Raw genomic sequence first — 17,997 nt, forward strand, 5'->3', positions numbered from 1 at the left:
GATTTAGAGGATTACAGCGATGGTTCGTATGAGATCATGCTGCGATTCGATGTATTTAACAAACCAGAACGAGTACTAACACCACGATTCTTCTAAAAATAACAACATGATGAAGACTTTAACTAAAAACCTGTTTCTTTTAATTCTCACACTATTTATTTCAGGTGTGTCCTTTTCTCAAAGAGACAAGGTAGAAAAAGCCAATAAGGAGTTCGATAAATATTCATACATCGACGCCCGGGAAATATACCTTAAGGTTGTGGAAGACGGCTATACGTCTGCACAGATCTTTAAGAATCTTGGAGATACTTATTATTGGAACAGTGATTACGAAAACGCCGCGAAATGGTATCAGCGCCTTGTGAATGAATTTCCTAATGACGCAGATGCGGATTATTATTATCGAGCCGCCCAATCTTTGAAAAGTCTAGGACAAACTGAAGTTGCGGATGAACTTATGGAAGCTTACATTAGGAAAGGTGGTGACCCAAAAATTATCCAGGCCGCCAACACCAGCTTCCTGGAGTACGAAGTAGAACTTCAGAAGGTTTCTGTAAACACTGAGAATTCGGATTTTGGTTCAGCCTTTTACGGAAATAAATTGGTATACGCTTCTGCAACAAGAGTCACCGAAGGTGATAAGATACACGAATGGAACCAGCAACCTTTCCTGGATCTTTTTGAAGCGGATATGGATGAGTACGGGTTGCTATCCAACCCTACCAAATTAAATGGGGAAGTGAATACCCCATTCCATGAATCATCGGCTGTCTTTAACAAGGCTGGTAATACGATGTACTTCACAAGAAATAACTTCATCGATGGTAAAAAAGGAAGGGACAAACAAAAGACAATTCGTCTTAAGTTGTATAAAGCCACTAAAACCGGAGAAACCTTTTGGACCAATATTCAAGAACTACCTTTTAATAGTGATGATTATTCAGTAGCCCACCCGGCATTGAGCCTGGATGAGAAAAGACTATATTTTTCTTCGGATATGCCAGGAACTATCGGTATGTCCGATATCTGGTATGTTGATCTTCTTGAAGACGGCACCTATGGTGAGCCCGTAAACGTTACGGAACTAAACACGGAAGCCAGGGAATCCTTCCCTTTTATAAGTGAGAATAAGAACCTGTACTTCGCCAGTGATGGTCGTGGTGGCCTCGGTGGTTTCGACGTATTTATGGTACCACTGGGAGAGGATTGGAAGCCCGACGGAGAGATAAAAAACCTAGGAGAACCAACGAATAGTAATAAGGATGACTTCGGATTTATCCTGAATGAGGAAAAGCGTATTGGGTATGTTTCCTCCAACCGAGATGGAGAAAAAGGAAGTGTTGCCGATGAGATCTACAGAGTCCAGGAGCGTTGTGAAGTCACCATCGCCGGTACTATCACGAACGATGTAACCGGAGAAGCCGTAGCAAATGCCACTGTAACTTTACTCGATGAGAACAGTATAGTAGTGAAAACTATGACGGCCGGTGCCGATGGAAGATATTCGTTCGATAACCTTGCGGAATGTAGCTCAGTGTATATCGTTCGCGCTATCGGAGATGGCTGTGAGTATAACGAGAAACTCGTAACTACACCGAATGCTTCGGAAACTGTGATTGCCGACCTTATCCTGGAATGCGATCCTTGTGCACCTAACGATCTGGGTTGTAGATTGAAACTTGAACCGATTTACTTCGACTTCGACCGATATAACATCCGTCCGGATGCTGAAATTGAATTGGCGAAGATACTTGCTGCTATGCGTCAGTATCCCGAATTGATCATCCATATTGAATCTCATACGGATTCTCGTGGAAATGATTCCTATAATGAGGCACTTTCAGAAAAACGCGCTCAGTCAACGCTTGAATGGCTTGTGAGTAAGGGAATTGATCGTGAGAGATTATCCGCCAAAGGATATGGAGAATATCAACTTACGAACCAATGTTCAAATGGAGTTGAATGTACCGAAGAGGAGCATCAGCTGAACCGACGCTCGATGTTCATCATTCAGAATTAAGAAATATTTAACCTCACCAAAGGCGCCCAACACCTGTATTGGGCGCTTTTTTGTTGCTAATTGTTGTACTTTTGAAGCAAAATTGTGCAGGCTATGCAAGAAGAAATGGTGATCCTGGTGAATGAGAAGGATGAGCAGATAGGTCTGATGCCTAAGATGGAAGCTCATGAGAAGGCCGTATTGCACCGGGCTTTTTCTGTTTTCGTTTTTAATGATAACGATGAATTGATGTTACAGCAGAGAGCACTGGGAAAGTATCATTCTCCCGGTTTGTGGACCAATACCTGTTGCAGTCATCAACGTGATGGCGAGAGTTCGATAGAAGCCGGAACCAGAAGGTTGCAGGAAGAAATGGGATTCAATACCGAATTAAAGGAGACTACCTCCTTCATTTACAAAGCCGCATTCGACAACGGGCTTACAGAACATGAATTCGATCACGTCCTGGTTGGAAAGTTCAACAACGAACCAAAAATCAACAAAGAAGAAGTGCATTCCTGGAAATGGATGCCAATACAGGAAGTGCGTGAGGACATCAAAATAAATCCGGGGGACTACACAGCCTGGTTTAAAATAATATTCGAGAAGTTTTACCAACACATATCATCATGAGCCTAACGGTTTTCAGAAAAGCACATTTTAACGCCGCTCATCGTTTATATCGAAAGGATTGGAGCGATGAAAAGAATTGGGAGATCTTCGGTAAATGCAATAATCCTAATTTTCACGGGCACAACTATGAAATGGAAGTTGGCGTCACCGGAGAAGTAGATCCAGAAACGGGTTATCTTATCGATATGAAAATTCTAAAGGATCTCATCAAAGAAGAGGTTGAAGATGCTTTTGACCATAAAAACCTGAACCTGGAAGTTCCGGAGTTTGCGGATCTAAACCCAACGGCGGAGAATATCGCAAAGGTTATCTGGGAGAAATTACGTGCAAAATTGGATGAAAAATTCGATCTTTCGGTGAAATTATACGAAACACCGCGTAATTTTGTTCTTTATACCGGCTAGAATGAGCCAATCCAGCAACTTATACCCAATAAAATTTCATCCTATCCTAAAGCCCAAAGTCTGGGGCGGCAAGCGCTTGTCCTCAGTTCTGAAAAAGCAATCCACTGAAGAATTCATCGGAGAAAGCTGGGAATTATCTGGGGTAGAAGGTGATATATCAGTGGTTTCCAACGGACTTTTCAAAAATCGGAACCTCAATGAACTTATCGAGACCTTTGGAGGAGATCTTGTAGGTGAACGTGTGGCCAAACGATTTGGGGCAGATTTTCCGCTCTTATTCAAATTTATAGATGCACGAGACGACTTGTCGGTTCAATTACATCCAGACGACAAACTGGCTCAGAAAAGACATGCCTCTTTCGGAAAAACCGAAATGTGGTATATAGTCGATACAAGCCCTGATGCCAGGCTCATCATCGGATTTAACAGGGAGATGGATGAAGAACAATATTTGAAATACCTTTCAGAAGGAACCTTAATTGATATTCTCAATTCAGAAGAAATACAGCCCGGAGATGCCTATTATATCGCACCGGGAACAATTCATGCGATTGGTGGTGGTACTTTGTTGGCCGAAATTCAACAAACCTCGGATATTACATACAGGGTCTACGATTGGGATCGACCAGACATAAATGGAGATCTGCGAGAGCTGCATACCGAACTTGCAATGGAAGCTATCGATTATGGTATAATGGATGCAAAACGAACCTATGAAGAAAAGGAGAATGAAGCCGTATTGGTATGCAAGTCGGACTTCTTCGAAACAAACAAACTGAAATTAACATCACCTATTGTTCGAAAGGCTGCTGCTCTCGATTCATTTAGAGTGTATATGTGTATTGATGGTAAGGCGACGATTGAGGGCGATTTTACAGATGTTTCCATTGTTAAAGGTGAAACAGTCTTAATACCGGCCTGTATTGATGAGGTGCAACTAAAAACAACATCCGCCACCTTGCTTGAGGTATATATTCCATAAGTATTTGTAACTTGTAATTAATTAAATTCACTGTTATGGCAAGCGTTAGAGACCTAAAGAGAGATATTAACTACGTACTTGGCGATATCATCGAGGCAGTTTATATCTGGGAACTCACAAATCCCGACAAGGATACCAAGAAATCCGAGAAGATCATTGATGAGGCTATTGAAACCTTCGACGATCTAATAGCAAAGGTCAATGAAAAAGACGTAGAGAATGCCAAAGCACATTTCAAAGGCATCAACCAGGAATTGGAAGATAGGGGCAGGAAACTGATCGATAAGATCAACGCCCTGAGTTAAGATCACTGTGCCTTTCGATCTTCAATAAAGTCTGCCAGTTCTTTTCCGTATTTGGATTCACGAACCTTTGGAGGAAGCACACTGTATACCGTATCCAGGTATTTAATATTAGCATCAAAAACTTCACTAAGCATGAGATAAGGAGCGACTTCGTGGTCCTTTTGCTGAAGGGCATAATTTACCGTAGCTAAGTATTTACTGGCAATTAGTTTATTCTGCTGAATTTGTAAGTCTGAAATAAGTGAATCATTACCCTCTTGGGAAGCTTTGATCGATTGTTCAATAATGTCGAGGTTCCTATTGGTAAAACGGTTCACGAGATCCTTGTATTCTTCCAGTTTTCCCTGGTTCACCGAACCCGTGATCTTTACATCATTACCGAACTTCTTCAAAGAGGTTTCCAACTGTATCTCGGCGGCTTCAGCAAAAAAAGGAATTCGATCATCCAGTAGAGCTCCGTTTTCTAAACGTAAATAAAGAAAATACACCTCCGGACTAGGAATTTCCCGATTAAATGAAAATTCAGATTTTCCGTCAACTACTACTGAATCAACAGAAACCAGCGCTGTGTCTTCTATCTTCTGAAGTAATAATGTGCCTTTTTTAAGTCCTTTCACAGTACCCGTAAGCAGCATTTGGTCCTTAGGTTCTGAACAGCTGGTTAAAACAAATCCGATAGCCAGTAATAATATGATATACTTCATGTGGTATTGCTTGAAAAGTGCCGCAAAGATGCTGTTTTTTTCTGAAATATTTATACCGCCGATGCGAGTTGCATCAGGAAGGTACAGGCAACCGCTCCCAGTGTTCCGATCGCGTAGCCAAATACCGCCAATAACACACCAACTGTTGCGAGCGAGGGGTGGAATTCTGCAGCTACAATAGGGGCTGAGGCCGCTCCTCCAACATTGGCCTGGCTTCCCACGGCAAGGAAGAAATAAGGTGCCTTAATAAGTTTCGCTACTAGAATAAGTAAGCCCGCATGCATCGCCATCCATATCAATCCGATTGCGATCAAACCAGGATTCTGGAAAATTAAGGTAAGGTCCATTTTCATCCCGATACTGGCTACCAGTACGTAAATGAATACACTCCCAAATTTACTAGCACCAGCTCCTTCCAGGTCCCTCGCTCTTGTATACGACAAAATAATTCCAATAATGGTGGTTATGGTGATCATCCAGAAGAAAGGCGAACTCATAAAGCTCAACATGTTTCGGCTGAGGCCTTCAGGCATGCTGTTTACCATTGATTCAAAATAACCGCTTATATAACCGGCGCCAAAATGAGCCAGGCTCACCGTCCCAAAGGCGATTCCCGCGAGTATCATAAGATCTGAAAAGCTAGGATTACGTTCTACTTTCTTAGAGAATGAGGATACTTTTTCTTTAAGGCGTTCAATTGCTGAGGTATCCGAATTGAGCCATTTATCAATGCGGACGGCCCTGCCGATACCAATAATAAGTAGCGCCATCCAGATATTTGCTACAACGATGTCCACAAATACCATCTGTCCGAATAGCTTCGGATTGTAACCGTAGATCTCAAACATGGCAGTTTGGTTTGCACCACCACCGATCCAACTTCCCGATAGGGTGGAGAGTCCCGCCCAGATCTCATTGGTTTCTCCCGGTCCGGGTAGTGGCATAGCCGGTGCAGCAACCGTTTCCGGGGAAATAGCTCCCACAATGAGGATGGCCAGCGGCCCTCCTATAATGATTCCTGCTGTACCGGTGAGGAACATAATAACAGCTTTGGGTCCCAGGTTGAAAACACCTTTGAGATCGATACTTAATGTCATTAAAACCAGAGCTGCCGGTAGTAAATACCTACTGGACATATAATATAAACTGGTAGCTCCTTCAGTTACTTCCCCCGATTCTTCAACAGTGGTCCATTCAGGCGCAATAAGCCCGGAGGTTGTAAGCAGTGCGGGTACAAAATACGCCATGAAGAGTGCAGGCACAACCTTATAGAATTTGTGCCAGAAACCACTTTTTCTGGATGATGTGAAGAAAATGAGTCCTAGACAGACCATCAGCATACCAAAAACGATGGTATCACTTGTCAGTAGAGGAGTAGTGTCTTTAATTACTTCAGCGGCTTGTTCCTGCATGGCTATGTTAGTTTGCCTGCAAAATACAATTTATTAGCGAAATTATTCCGAAGTTAAAAATGAAGCGATTTCATCTATTAATTTAGGCATGACCGGTCGTTTGTATTCGTTGTACGACTTCTGATTTTCCAGGTCATTCCCCTGAATCTCCTTAAAAATATGGTTCATGTTCTCAATGATAACCAGTTTCGAACGCGTGTTGGCAGCAGCAAGCATCTCAGCTTCCGAAACCTGTACCTGGAGATCTTTGTCACCATTCACAACCAGGACTGGAATGTCCAGTTTTGCAATTTCCTCCTGTGGTTCGTATTTCATCCAACTAATCAGGAAGGGTTGGAGAGAAGGACGGAAGATGGAAGAGAGTCCCGGACTGTAATTCTCGGCAACACCCTTCAATCGCATATCATTAAAACTTTCCCTGGCGTTGTCTTTCAGGCCGGGTGCCTGTTTTGCAAGCTGATCCACGATCACATCATCGATCGCCTGTCCGGCCCCTGCAAGTGAGATATAGGCATCGGCACCGTTTTGGGCAGCGATCATTGCAACCAGTGAGCCCTGGCTATGTCCCAGCACAGTAATTCGATTGAAGCGTTCATCATTCTGAAAATGAGCAAGAACCTCCATGGCATCCTCGATAAAATGATCAAAATTTATCTTTGATTCATCGAGCTGTCCCATTTTCATGATCTTGGTCAGGCGCTTGTCATAACGATAGGTGGCAATATTTTTTTCGTATAATCCTTCGGCCAGGAAGCGAAGAGAATTGTTCTTTTGCATCGCCTGGTTGCCATCCCGATCTGTTGGCCCGGAACCGGGAATCATGATCACAAGTGAAGGATTCTCAGCATCAGGAAGGAGCAGGGTCCCTTCTACGAAGCTGCCAATTATTATCTCTTCGGAATTAAATGTGCTTTCTTGTGCATATACTGTGTTTACGAATATGGCAAGCAACATTATAATTAGATTTTTCATAGTCAAGAATTGGGATTTAATAAAGAAACAAACCATTTACTGTAATTATTGTTTATTCTTCATTTTAAATGTTAATCTAAAGTTACTATTAATTAACTGAATTGAAACCGATCTGTTCTGAAAGCTTGGTATCTTTGTAGTAAATACATTTCCGATGAAATACTTTTTCGTACTGATTTTTCTTATTTCGATGCCCTTGTCGGCTGCTGAAAAGCTCGATGATTGGGGTAGAACAGGACACAGAGCCACGGGTGAGATCGCTACTACCCACTTGAGCAATAAAGCGAAGAAAGCGATCGATGCCCTGTTGAATGGAGAATCGCTGGCCTTGGTCTCTACTTATGGTGATGAGATAAAAAGTAACGATCGATATGGAAAATACTGGGCCTGGCATTTTGTGAATTTTCCCTTCGGAAGCAGATACGAAACACATCCCAAAAGCGAGCGTGGAGATATTATCCGAGGGATCGATACTTGCGTCGCAGTATTGAAGAATGAAAACAGTAGCAAGGAAGAAAAGGTCTTCCATTTGAAAATGCTGGTTCATTTCATTGGTGACCTGCATCAGCCACTTCATGTTGGACAGGCCAGTGACAAAGGAGGGAACGATTTCCAGGTTCGATGGTTCGATGAGGGAACCAATCTGCACACCGTTTGGGACACCAAGATGATAGAAAGTTATAATATGTCCTATTCTGAATTAGCCGCTAACCGAAAGCGTTTATCCAAAAGACAGATCTTGGAGATCCAAAAAGGGACGGTTATAGACTGGATGTACGAAAGCAGGGCATTGTGCGAGGATATCTACGCTAATACGAAAGTAGGAGAGAAGCTAAGTTATAATTATATGTACAAGTATGTGGATGTGGCCAAATTTCAAATGCAGAAAAGTGGTATCCGACTCGCGAAAATGTTGAACGATATCTTTGGCTAACGTTTGGAGATCTTGTTGTGTGTGATCTGCTTTTGCCGGGAGCACTTGAATCGATCTACACCATCGCCTCGTAATTTGTTGTGTTTGGTCTTTCTTCCCTGAACACGTTGTCGCCACATCCGGAAGCTGGATGGTTTCATCTCACGGCGCATCAAATCGATCACCTCCTGTTCTTTTAGTCCGAATTGAAAAGTGATAGCCTCAAAGGGAGTGCGGTCTTCCCACGCCATTTCGATGATGCGGTCTATTTCTAGGACAGATAGTTCGGTTTCATTTTTCATAGCACTACAAAAATATAAAACCTGAATCTAACTACGCTTTGATAACTCTAAAGGTTAAGTTAATTCTCGGGTCATGTATTCGTTTGGATTTGGGCAGTTGATGTTTCCAGAAGTGCTGAGTGCTACCTTTCATGAGCAACAGGCTACCGTGTTCCAGTTCGAGGGACGATTTTAAGGAGGTCTCTGTTTTATGGCGAAGGTGAAATTTTCTTTTGGTGCCCAAACTAAGGGACGCGATCACCGGGTTGGTTCCCAGTTCCTTTTCGTCGTCACTGTGCCAGCCGTTGCTGTCGTTTCCATCCCGGTAAAGATTGAGTAATACGGTAGTGAAATTTACTTTTGAAACGGCTTCTACCTTTTGTTTTATTTCTGAAAGGATAGGGGGGAAAGGTTTCGGATGCATGGTAATACCTGAATAAGAGTAGGGCTTTCCTGATTCGCCGTAGAGGGCCGTTAAGCGCGGTTGGGCGTATACTTTTCCGAAGATCTTAATGTCATCCTGCTGCCAGTCTGTTTCATTCAGTAAGTGTTCGAAGTACTGGTCGGCAACTTCAGAAGAAATAAAATTGGGAAAATAGGAAACTTCCGCATCGCGCAGTGGTAGCACGATCTCATTTTCTTTTCCTTCGAATAGATTCATATCAATGTGTATTGATATACCCAGTACATCAGTGCGAATTGTAATGGTATTCTGCCAACTAGCACCCATTTCGGTAGATTTAACGAAGCTTCTTCGTTTTGAAGCATATAGACATGAGCAGGGAGGAATAACACTAGTAGACCTATTAATAGCCAGGCGGCCAGATTCTGAGTTTCAGGATTGAGCAGCATAAGTCCGAAGACCATTTCCATTACACCCGTTACCAGGACCATGGTGGAATGTGCCGGGATATAGGGCGGCATTATCTTCTTATACAGTTTCGGCTTTTGAAAGTGGAAAAATCCAGCTGCTAAAAAAATGAAACCTAATAAATACTGGTGCCAGGGTAGCATGTGTTTCTGAAAGTGAAAGTTCAGAACCAAAAATACATCAATAAAAATAAAAACCCTCCTTCATTAACACGAAGGAGGGTTTTTACAACATATAACTTCAATTATTCTTTAATAATCGATTTGGTCATTTGTCCATATTCGTTATTGATTATGAACATATAGGTCGCGCTGGCCAATTCTGAGATATCGATGGCTTTTTCAGCACCCATACCTTCGAGGTTGACCGTCTTAATTAGTCGTCCTGTCATATCGTAGATGGAAACTTGCTCCAGCTCCATTTGTTTCGGATTACTTAAGTAGACCTCACTATTTGCTGGGTTCGGATACAGTGTGATTGTTCCGAAGTTGCTAGGATCTGCTCCACCAAGGATACTTTCAACAGTAAGTTCGAAAGTACAGCAAGCTTCGTTTCCGTATTCATCTGTAGAACAAAGAGTCACAGTGTACGTACCATCTCCAAGCAATGTACCCGGAGCCGGATCCTGACTGAATATAGTCAATGGATCTGTACAGTTGTCTGTGGCCGTAGCCTCACCAGAAGCCCAGTAATCTGGCACTTCGTAGAAGAGGTTGCCAGCTCCCGGATCCACTGTCTGATCTTCAGGACAGGTCACCTCCGGTGCCAATACATCTACAACTGTTACTTCGGCTGTACACGAGCTTATATTTCCGTTCACGTCAATAGTGAATACTGTAACGGTGATTGGTGCTCCAATATCATCGCAATCAAATTCGAAAATATCCACTGCCGAAGTAAAGATTCCACAAGCATCGGTGTTACTCGCGATCACATCTTCAGGAAGTATCGCTGCGAATCCGTTTTCATCCAGTTCCACAGTGATATCCATACAAACAAGGTCCGGAGCAATGTTGTCCTCTACGGTAATAATGGCCGTACAGGTAGAAACATTACCATTCACATCGGTTACAAACAGGGTTACCATATTGTCACCTACGTCCGCACATGTGAAGGTATCGATGTCCAATGCAAGACTACCAATACCACAGGCATCGGTGGATGCACCTCCTACAAGGGCCGGATCAACAGTAACAGTACCATTTACATCCAGTTCCACAGTGATGTCCATACAGACAGCAACAGGTGGTGTAACATCCTCTACCGTTACCACTGCGGTACATGTAGATGAATTACCATAGATATCTGTTACGGTGAGTATCACGTTATTCGGACCAACATTCGAACAATCGAAAGTATCCTGAGAAACGCTTAGAGATCCGATATCACAATTGTCTGTAGATCCTCCGTCAATATCCATCGGGGTGATCATAGCCATTCCATTTGCGTCTAACTGGATAGTGATATCCTGGCAAACAGCCACTGGTGCTTCATCATCTGTTACTATAATATCGAAGGAACAGGTATTGGTATTTCCATTCACATCCGTAGCTGTAAATTCTATAGTCGTAGTTCCTACGGGGAAGACACTTCCGCTTGGTAGTCCCATGGTTTGAACTACTGAATCAATGCCGCACTCATCGATAGCGAGGGCATCAGGGAAAGTCACCGCAGCACCACAAATACCTGCATCGTTGGATGCATTTACATCCATCGGACAAATGATTTGTGGTGGAGTAACATCCACAACAGTAACAACGGTTGTACAGGTAGAAACATTACCATTCACATCCGTTACGGTAAGAGTAACCGTGTTCGGTCCAACATTCGAGCAATCAAACGTACTTGGTGAGATACTCAGTGAAGCTATTCCACAGGCATCCGTACTTCCGTTGTCAATGTCCATAGCTGTAAGACTGGCATTACCCATTGCATCAAGTAGTAACGTGAAGTCGGGTACACACATGGCTACCGGAGGTACATTGTCTTCCACTGTTACGGTCGCCGTACAGGTAGATGAATTACCACTGGTATCCGTTACTGTAAGCGTTACCGTATTGGCACCAACATTCGAACAATCGAATGTAGACGGACTAACCGATAGAGAGGCTATACCACAATTATCAGTACTTCCATTATCTATCTGAGCTGCTGTAATCGAAGCCATACCGTTAGCGTCGAGCTGTACGGTGATGTCTTGGCAAATAGCCACAGGTGGCTCGTTGTCGATCACTATCACATCGAAGCTACAGGTATCACTATTTCCGGCGGCATCGGTTACAACGAATGTGTTTGTTGTAGTCCCAACCGGGAATGCACTACCAGATGGTAATCCTGCAGTTTGCACCAATGTTAGTGGTGTATCTACGGAGTATGTAATGTTTAATACAGGTGGAATCGATGATTCTCTCGTTCCGAAACGTTTGGTAGTTCCTCCTCCTGTTGTTTCATTTCCTATGATGATCCAACCGAAATTAGTTCCCGGATTGTCCAGCATATCCTGAACATCTGAAACTAATGTAGCCGACGACCACATGTACGGTCCGTTGGCATCAACGGTTTGAATGGCACTGGATGCGGGATTAAATGTTCCACCAGGACCACCTGCCCATGGAGTACCCAACATGGCATCATCCCAGGTTGCATCGGGTGCAATTCCGGGAACTCCGAATCCACCTCCACCAGAACCAGGAGCGGTACCATTATCTGAGGCGCCTTCACCCCAATCTTCTAATACCCGGTACAGATTAAAATCTTGTGCACCGTTATTAGCTGAAGGGTGATCAGCCGTCATCGTTAGGCTTACACCTGTTATCGTAGCTCCCGCAGGAATGGTAGCAGCAACATCGAAAGCGAGTACTCCTCGATGACTCTCGTCTACACCATTCTGACCAACATACATCAGTTGACCTGCTCCGTTACTATTACCAGGAGTCTCTGCGAAGAGTGAATTGTCTTTAGAAGGACTCAGGTTTGCAGTGGCGATAGAGCCACAATTGTCCGTTGCACTAATAGTATAATTCACAACTCCACTACATAGTCCGGGATCATTATTAATCGTAATATCTGCAGGACAAGTGATTGCCGGAGGTTCAGTATCATTAACTGTGATATCAAAACTACAGGTAGCTGTATTTCCAGCTCCGTCGGTCACTACAAAAGTATTTGTGGTAGTTCCCACAGGGAATGCACTTCCCGAAGGAAGACCGGCAGTCTGAGTAACAGTTATACTTCCACCACCCGAACTAAATATTTCAAAGCTTTGCCATTGGTCTCCTGCGAAAATCCAGGCATAACCATTTTCATAGGTGACGGCATATCCAATTAATTGAGGTGTCACACCAATTGTGCTTGAACCGGCATAGTTTCCGCTTAGATCAAAGAGATGTGCTGAGAGTGTAGTTATATCATATAACATGTACTCATAGCCTGCAACTCCTGTATATCCGATTGTGTTAGCATTGTAGTTCGAACCACCGGGTTGTCCGCTAATTGCTGCAGTTCCGAGGGTGGCTCCGGTATTTCTATCTACCCTGGTAATTACACCATTTAAATAGTAAATAATCTCATTCGCGTCGGTATTTAAATCACCCTGTGATTGTGAACTTGGTTGATTCGCAGGAAGCTCATTAGTCACGCCATTTACAGGACAATCGCCTGCCAAGGTCATACTAACGACACCACCAGAGCCAAAACCGTTTCCTTCTGCCTGTCCTAAAGCCGGATTCCACCACGCACCTCTGTAGTCAAAATTGGGTACAGAGCTGCTAATTAATGCTCCGGTGGTTCCGTTAAAGCAATCCAATGGATTAGTTGTAGTTCCACCGAATACTGAATAGTATCTGTCTGCTCCCGGATTGTAAGCTAAGGAAGTTCTTATTCCCGCACCGCCTAAGGTCCCGATATCCAGAACTAATCCTGGTGAAGCATTAGCTAGAACTGAAGAAGTTGCACAATTATCGGTAGCACTAACAGTATATGTTACAAGGGCTGAGCAAAGACCGGGATCATTGCTAACCGTTATGTCCGCAGGACAAGTGATCGTTGGATCTTCGGCGTCGATAACGGTTACGTCAAAACTACAAGTTGCTGTATTACCGCTACCATCAGTCACCACGAAGGTGTTCGTAGTTGTTCCAACTGGGAAGATGCTTCCACTAGGTAATCCAGCAGTCTGAGTTGTCGTCGCACCCGAGCAGTTATCTGTACCTATAGGCGCAGTGAAAGTTACTACTGCAGAACATAGACCGGTGTCATTGTTAACAGTGATGTCTCCAGGGCAAGTGATAGATGGAGGAGTGGTGTCCTCTACCGTCACGGTATCGGAAGCACTTCCTGTACATCCGTTCGCATCGGTGAAGGTGTAAGTGATCGTGTGTGTTCCGTTACCCGATGCACCCGAATCGAAGGTATATGTCATTCCGTTTCCATCGTCTGTCACTCCAGGCCCGCTATAGACACCACCTGCAGGCGTTCCACCTCCAAGACCTGTCAATACTGTATTCGGACAAATCGCACTGGGAGGAGCAGTAAATGTTACCGTAGGTAATGCAAATACTTCCACATCATCTGAGGCACTGTTGGTACAACCATTCGCATCCGTAAAGGTATACGTTAAGGTATGAGTTCCAACTCCAGCTGCTGCCGGATCGAAGCTGTACGTCATACCGTTACCGTCGTCCGTAACTCCTGGACCGCTGTAAACACCTCCCGAAGGCGTTCCGCCTCCAAGGCCGGCTTGTACGCCTGCATCTAAACAAAGATCTGCCAAAGCTGTAAAAGTTACCGTTGGTAAAGCAAATACTACAACATCATCGGAAGCACTGTCGGAACATCCGTTGGCATCCGAGAAAGTGTAAGTAATTGTTGTTGTGCCGGCTCCTGCAGCTGCAGGATCGAAACTGTATGTCATACCATTGCCGTCATCTGTAACTCCAGCTCCGCTATAAACACCTCCTGTAGGAGATCCTCCACCAAGACCAGTTTGTGCTCCGGCATCTATACATAGATCGGCCGGGGCGATAAAGCTGACTGTTGGTGTTGCATAAACTTCAACATCATCAGTAGCACTTCCAGAGCATCCGTTGGCATCTGTAAAAGTGTAAGTTAATGTATGAACTCCAACACCTGCAGCGGCTGGGTCGAAGCTATAGGTCATTCCATTTCCATCGTCGGTTACTCCGGGTCCGCTGTAAACTCCGCCAGTGGGTGTTCCACCACCAAGACCTGTCTGAACACCTGCAGCGATACACAGGTCGGCCGGTGCTGTAAATGTTACTGTCGGTAGGGCGAATACTTCAACGTCATCCGAGGCGCTGTCACTACAGCCATTTACATCGGTGAAAGAGTATGTTATCGTATGGGTTCCTACGCCAGCTGCCGCGGGGTCGAAACTATAGGTCATTCCATTACCATCATCGGTTACTCCTGGTCCGCTGTAAACTCCACCTGTTGGAGTTCCTCCACCCAACCCAGCTTGAACACCTGCGTCAACACACAGGTCGGCTGGTGCCGTGAATGCAACCGTTGGTAAGGCAAATACCTCAATATCATCGGAGGCTGAACTGCCCCCCTGAGTATATGTAATTGTATGTACTCCAACACCAGCAGCTGCCGGATCGAAGCTATAGGTCATTCCATTTCCGTCATCAGTGACGCCGGGACCACTGTACACACCCCCTGTTGGGGTTCCACCACCAAGGCCCGCCTGTACTCCTGCATCTATACATAGGTCGGCTGGAGCCGTAAATGTCACAACTATGCTAAGCGACGCAAAAGGCACCGTTGATAAACCAGTACCATAAGCAAAGGCATGATCGTAATTAGTCGGATTCTCAAAATCGGCCATTCCAACGGGGATCGCCCGTGAGGCCGGAGTATATTCAGTCTTATCCGGGGCTACTGCCGGGAAACCGTCCACTACAAGCGCCTGCAGATAAATTCCTGATGGATCCTCTACTGCAGGTAGGTTTCCACCTGGAGTTGTTGAGTTTCCAGTGTACATCACTGAATAAATATCGTCAACACCGTTAGTAGGGTCTGTATCACTGTCTTCGTAGGCGTACATGGTTTCACCATTTGTCGCCAATGCGAAGCTCCCGGAAATAATTGTGGCAGTTCCACAGCCGTTTCCTGAAGTGTCTGAACAAGTTACAGTGAAGGTGTTCGGTGCAGTTTCAGTAATAACAATTACGTCTCCCTGATCGATTTGACCACCTGCCGGAGCTGTCCACTGCACTACCGCCTCGCCTGAAGAGAATAATAAGTTAGTATTATCGAATTCATCCTCTGTGAAATAAACTACTGTTCCGGCCGGGATGTTTTGTGCCGCGGCAAATGAGAAAGCATCGTCACTTGCACCATCATGAGCCATACCCATTATAGCTACGAGTGGATCGGATGCTGAGGTATCGTCATTAGTTATGCTTCCTGTCGCAGAATTTGGCGATCCGCCGTCATATCCTGTACCCGTATCGATCATTAATTCGATGGTTTCGGTTGGTTCAACTACAGCATCGACTACCGGGGTAACCGTAACCGCCACTGTTGTTCCTCCCATAGGGATGGTAGCTGTTCCTGCAGATGCCGTGAAAGTATCTGCTCCGGAAGTCGTATAATCGGTTGTCAGAGTTGCCGTTCCACCAACAGTGAAATTAACGGTTATCGGTGAGGCTGCTGCCGCACTTAGCGTAAAAGTATATACCATACCAACACCACTGTCTTCCACGGTTGTTGTTGGAGCAGCTGCTAAAGTCAATGTTGGATTAACAGATCCTGTAGAAATGATAATATTCGCGAATGGAACATCTGAAAGTGTAGCGTTAGCCTGAGCATTGAACCAGTTGGTTGTGTTTTGGAAATTCGCCTGGTCTACCGTTACTCCACGTTCCGGAGGGAATCGGAATTCGGTCCTGTTCGGATCTACTGCCGGGAACCCATCTACCACGACAGCGCCGGTATATACAGTTGAAGGATCTTCACCGGCTGGAATATTTCCGCCAGGAGAACCAGTAGCACCCGTATAAAGTACCGCATGTACTTCAGTCACCCCATTCGTAGGGTCGGTATCTGAATCGCTATAGGCAAATAAGCCCTCACCATTTGTTGCAGTTGCGAAGGAACCGGCAAGCACTGCAAGGGTTCCACAGGATCCTCCATTACATGTCAATGTAAAAGTATTTCCAGCGGTTTCCGTTGCAACAACCACGGTTCCTCGTGTGATTCCACCAGCTGGTGCCGTCCAGCGAATTACTGCTTCACCACTTGTTGTACTGAAAGCTAAAGTAGTGTTGTTAAATTCTTCTTCGGTAAAAAATATTTCAGTTCCTGCGGCGATATCGACGAGCGCCACAAAAGAGAAACCATCGGTTCCAGCGTGGTTCATTCCTGTTACCGCAACTGTGGGTGTTGTACTTAGCGTATCGTCATTTTCTATGGTGCCTGTGGCACTGCTCGGGCTTCCGGCTGTATAGCCAGTTCCGGGAGTGGCTGTAAGAATTACAGTCTCGTCCGGTTCAAGAGTAGTATCAAAAACAGGTACAATAGTCACGTTTGCTGAGGTACTTCCATTGGGAATAACCACCGTACCTGAAGATGCCGTAAATGTCGCCGCACCGGTAGCACCGTAGTCTCCCGGAGTTGAGGCTGTACCGCCTACTGAAAAATTCACTGTAGTTGGACCTACGGAAGCAGCACTGAGTGTAAAGGTGTAGACAATATTGGCACCACTATTTTCAGAAACACTTGCAGGAGTTCTTGTAACCGTTAATGTTGGACTTGTACAAGCCAGGGTGAAGCTATTAAAAGCTACTGTGGATAATGGCTGATTGGCCTGTGCATGCAGGTAATTACTCACATTTTCCAGATCGTCCCTACACAGTCCGTCACGAATGCCTGCTGCAGCGAACTGGTATTCAGCTCTGCCCGGATCAACGGTAGGAAATCCATCTAACACGATAGCATTCGGGTAATCCGGGGTTGGATCCAGCGCTACTGGAATTGTTCCTCCAGCACCAAAGCCTGTTTCACCCGTGTAGAATACCCCGTAGATCTCTGTTACTCCGTTTGCCGGATTGGTATCGGTATCCTGGTAGGCATAATACGCCTCACCACTAGTTCCAAGCGCAAAACTACCTCCGAAATGAGCTGCTGTACCGCAGCATGATGTTGAAAAAGTGTTAGTCGATGTCTCGTTTACGAAAATTACCGTCCCTGCAGAAACGGCTCCACTCGCCGTGAAGCGAACTACAGATTCACCAGTCGCAAATACGTTGGTGGCATTATTGTATTCGTCTTCCGTAAAATAAACGGTTTCTCCGTTTACCAGGTCCTGAGTGACCAGGAAGGCAAAACCGTCCGGAGTGACGTGATTGGTTCCTATTACAACGGCCTTTTGCCCAAAACTCACGCTTATGGCAAAAAGAGCGATTAATAGTGTAAGTTGATTAGTAATTTTTTTCATAACGGGTTACTTAGATTAATCTGGTTGAGTAATATTTTGATAATTAGTACTATAAGTCAA

The 17,997-nt window shown here is 44.7% G+C and carries 13 protein-coding genes; 6 read left to right on the forward strand and 7 right to left on the reverse strand.

Annotation, left to right across the window (positions count from 1 at the left end; genetic code table 11):
• Nucleotides 1–106: 106 nt before the first annotated feature.
• The 5 genes from J1N09_RS10410 (at nucleotide 107) to J1N09_RS10430 (ending at nucleotide 4,323) form a co-directional block, all read left to right on the forward strand.
• Complete coding sequence (locus J1N09_RS10410; protein WP_265200127.1) at nucleotides 107–2,020, forward strand: OmpA family protein; 1,914 nt, start codon at nucleotides 107–109, stop codon at nucleotides 2,018–2,020.
• 93 nt (nucleotides 2,021–2,113) lie between these two features.
• A complete protein-coding gene (gene idi, locus J1N09_RS10415; protein ID WP_265200128.1) occupies nucleotides 2,114–2,632 on the forward strand; it encodes an isopentenyl-diphosphate Delta-isomerase in 519 nt (172 codons plus the stop codon).
• The gene (locus tag J1N09_RS10420) at nucleotides 2,629–3,036 is read left to right on the forward strand and encodes a 6-pyruvoyl trahydropterin synthase family protein (RefSeq protein ID WP_265200129.1); all 408 of its coding nucleotides are present in this window, start codon (nucleotides 2,629–2,631) and stop codon (nucleotides 3,034–3,036) included. The genes idi and J1N09_RS10420 overlap by 4 nt, the downstream gene beginning before the upstream one ends.
• A 1-nt stretch (nucleotide 3,037) precedes the next feature.
• Nucleotides 3,038–4,018, forward strand: a complete 981-nt coding sequence (locus J1N09_RS10425; protein ID WP_265200130.1) for a type I phosphomannose isomerase catalytic subunit — start codon at nucleotides 3,038–3,040, stop codon at nucleotides 4,016–4,018.
• Between the two features lie 35 nt (nucleotides 4,019–4,053).
• Nucleotides 4,054–4,323 carry a hypothetical protein gene (locus tag J1N09_RS10430; protein ID WP_265200132.1) on the forward strand — a complete coding sequence of 90 codons (270 nt, stop codon included), beginning with the start codon at nucleotides 4,054–4,056 and terminating at the stop codon, nucleotides 4,321–4,323.
• A gap of 2 nt (nucleotides 4,324–4,325) precedes the next feature.
• Here the strand turns inward: J1N09_RS10430 and J1N09_RS10435 are convergent, their stop codons facing one another.
• The 3 genes from J1N09_RS10435 to J1N09_RS10445 are packed head-to-tail and all read right to left on the reverse strand — an operon-like array spanning nucleotide 4,326 to nucleotide 7,411.
• Nucleotides 4,326–5,027 carry a DUF4369 domain-containing protein gene (locus tag J1N09_RS10435; RefSeq protein WP_265200133.1) on the reverse strand — a complete coding sequence of 234 codons (702 nt, stop codon included), beginning with the start codon at nucleotides 5,025–5,027 and terminating at the stop codon, nucleotides 4,326–4,328.
• A 50-nt stretch (nucleotides 5,028–5,077) separates the two neighbouring features.
• On the reverse strand, nucleotides 5,078–6,439 hold the full coding sequence (locus tag J1N09_RS10440) for a DUF819 domain-containing protein (RefSeq protein WP_265200134.1): 1,362 nt from the start codon (nucleotides 6,437–6,439) through the stop codon (nucleotides 5,078–5,080).
• 42 nt (nucleotides 6,440–6,481) lie between these two features.
• Nucleotides 6,482–7,411 carry an alpha/beta hydrolase gene (locus tag J1N09_RS10445; RefSeq protein ID WP_265200135.1) on the reverse strand — a complete coding sequence of 310 codons (930 nt, stop codon included), beginning with the start codon at nucleotides 7,409–7,411 and terminating at the stop codon, nucleotides 6,482–6,484.
• A gap of 154 nt (nucleotides 7,412–7,565) precedes the next feature.
• Here J1N09_RS10445 and J1N09_RS10450 point away from each other — a divergent pair, with 154 nt between their 5' ends.
• Nucleotides 7,566–8,345 carry a S1/P1 nuclease gene (locus J1N09_RS10450; protein ID WP_265200136.1) on the forward strand — a complete coding sequence of 260 codons (780 nt, stop codon included), beginning with the start codon at nucleotides 7,566–7,568 and terminating at the stop codon, nucleotides 8,343–8,345.
• On the opposite strand, the gene J1N09_RS10455 is transcribed toward J1N09_RS10450, so the two are convergent.
• The 4 genes from J1N09_RS10455 to J1N09_RS10470 all read right to left on the reverse strand — a co-directional run bounded on the left by J1N09_RS10455 (nucleotide 8,342) and on the right by J1N09_RS10470 (nucleotide 17,937).
• The gene (locus J1N09_RS10455) at nucleotides 8,342–8,626 is read right to left on the reverse strand and encodes a TIGR03643 family protein (RefSeq protein WP_265200137.1); all 285 of its coding nucleotides are present in this window, start codon (nucleotides 8,624–8,626) and stop codon (nucleotides 8,342–8,344) included. The two genes, J1N09_RS10450 and J1N09_RS10455, sit on opposite strands and share 4 nt — an antisense overlap.
• A gap of 31 nt (nucleotides 8,627–8,657) precedes the next feature.
• Nucleotides 8,658–9,266, reverse strand: coding sequence for an alpha-ketoglutarate-dependent dioxygenase AlkB family protein (locus tag J1N09_RS10460; protein ID WP_265200138.1), 609 nt, complete (start codon nucleotides 9,264–9,266; stop codon nucleotides 8,658–8,660).
• A complete protein-coding gene (locus J1N09_RS10465) occupies nucleotides 9,263–9,619 on the reverse strand; it encodes a MauE/DoxX family redox-associated membrane protein (RefSeq protein ID WP_265200244.1) in 357 nt (118 codons plus the stop codon). The genes J1N09_RS10460 and J1N09_RS10465 overlap by 4 nt, the downstream gene beginning before the upstream one ends.
• Before the next feature lie 101 nt (nucleotides 9,620–9,720).
• Nucleotides 9,721–17,937, reverse strand: a complete 8,217-nt coding sequence (locus J1N09_RS10470) for an HYR domain-containing protein (protein WP_265200139.1) — start codon at nucleotides 17,935–17,937, stop codon at nucleotides 9,721–9,723.
• Between the last annotated feature and the right edge of the window lie 60 nt (nucleotides 17,938–17,997).

The sequence above is a fragment of the Aureitalea sp. L0-47 genome, from assembly GCF_026126405.1.
Classification (GTDB): Bacteria; Bacteroidota; Bacteroidia; order Flavobacteriales; family Flavobacteriaceae; genus Pukyongia.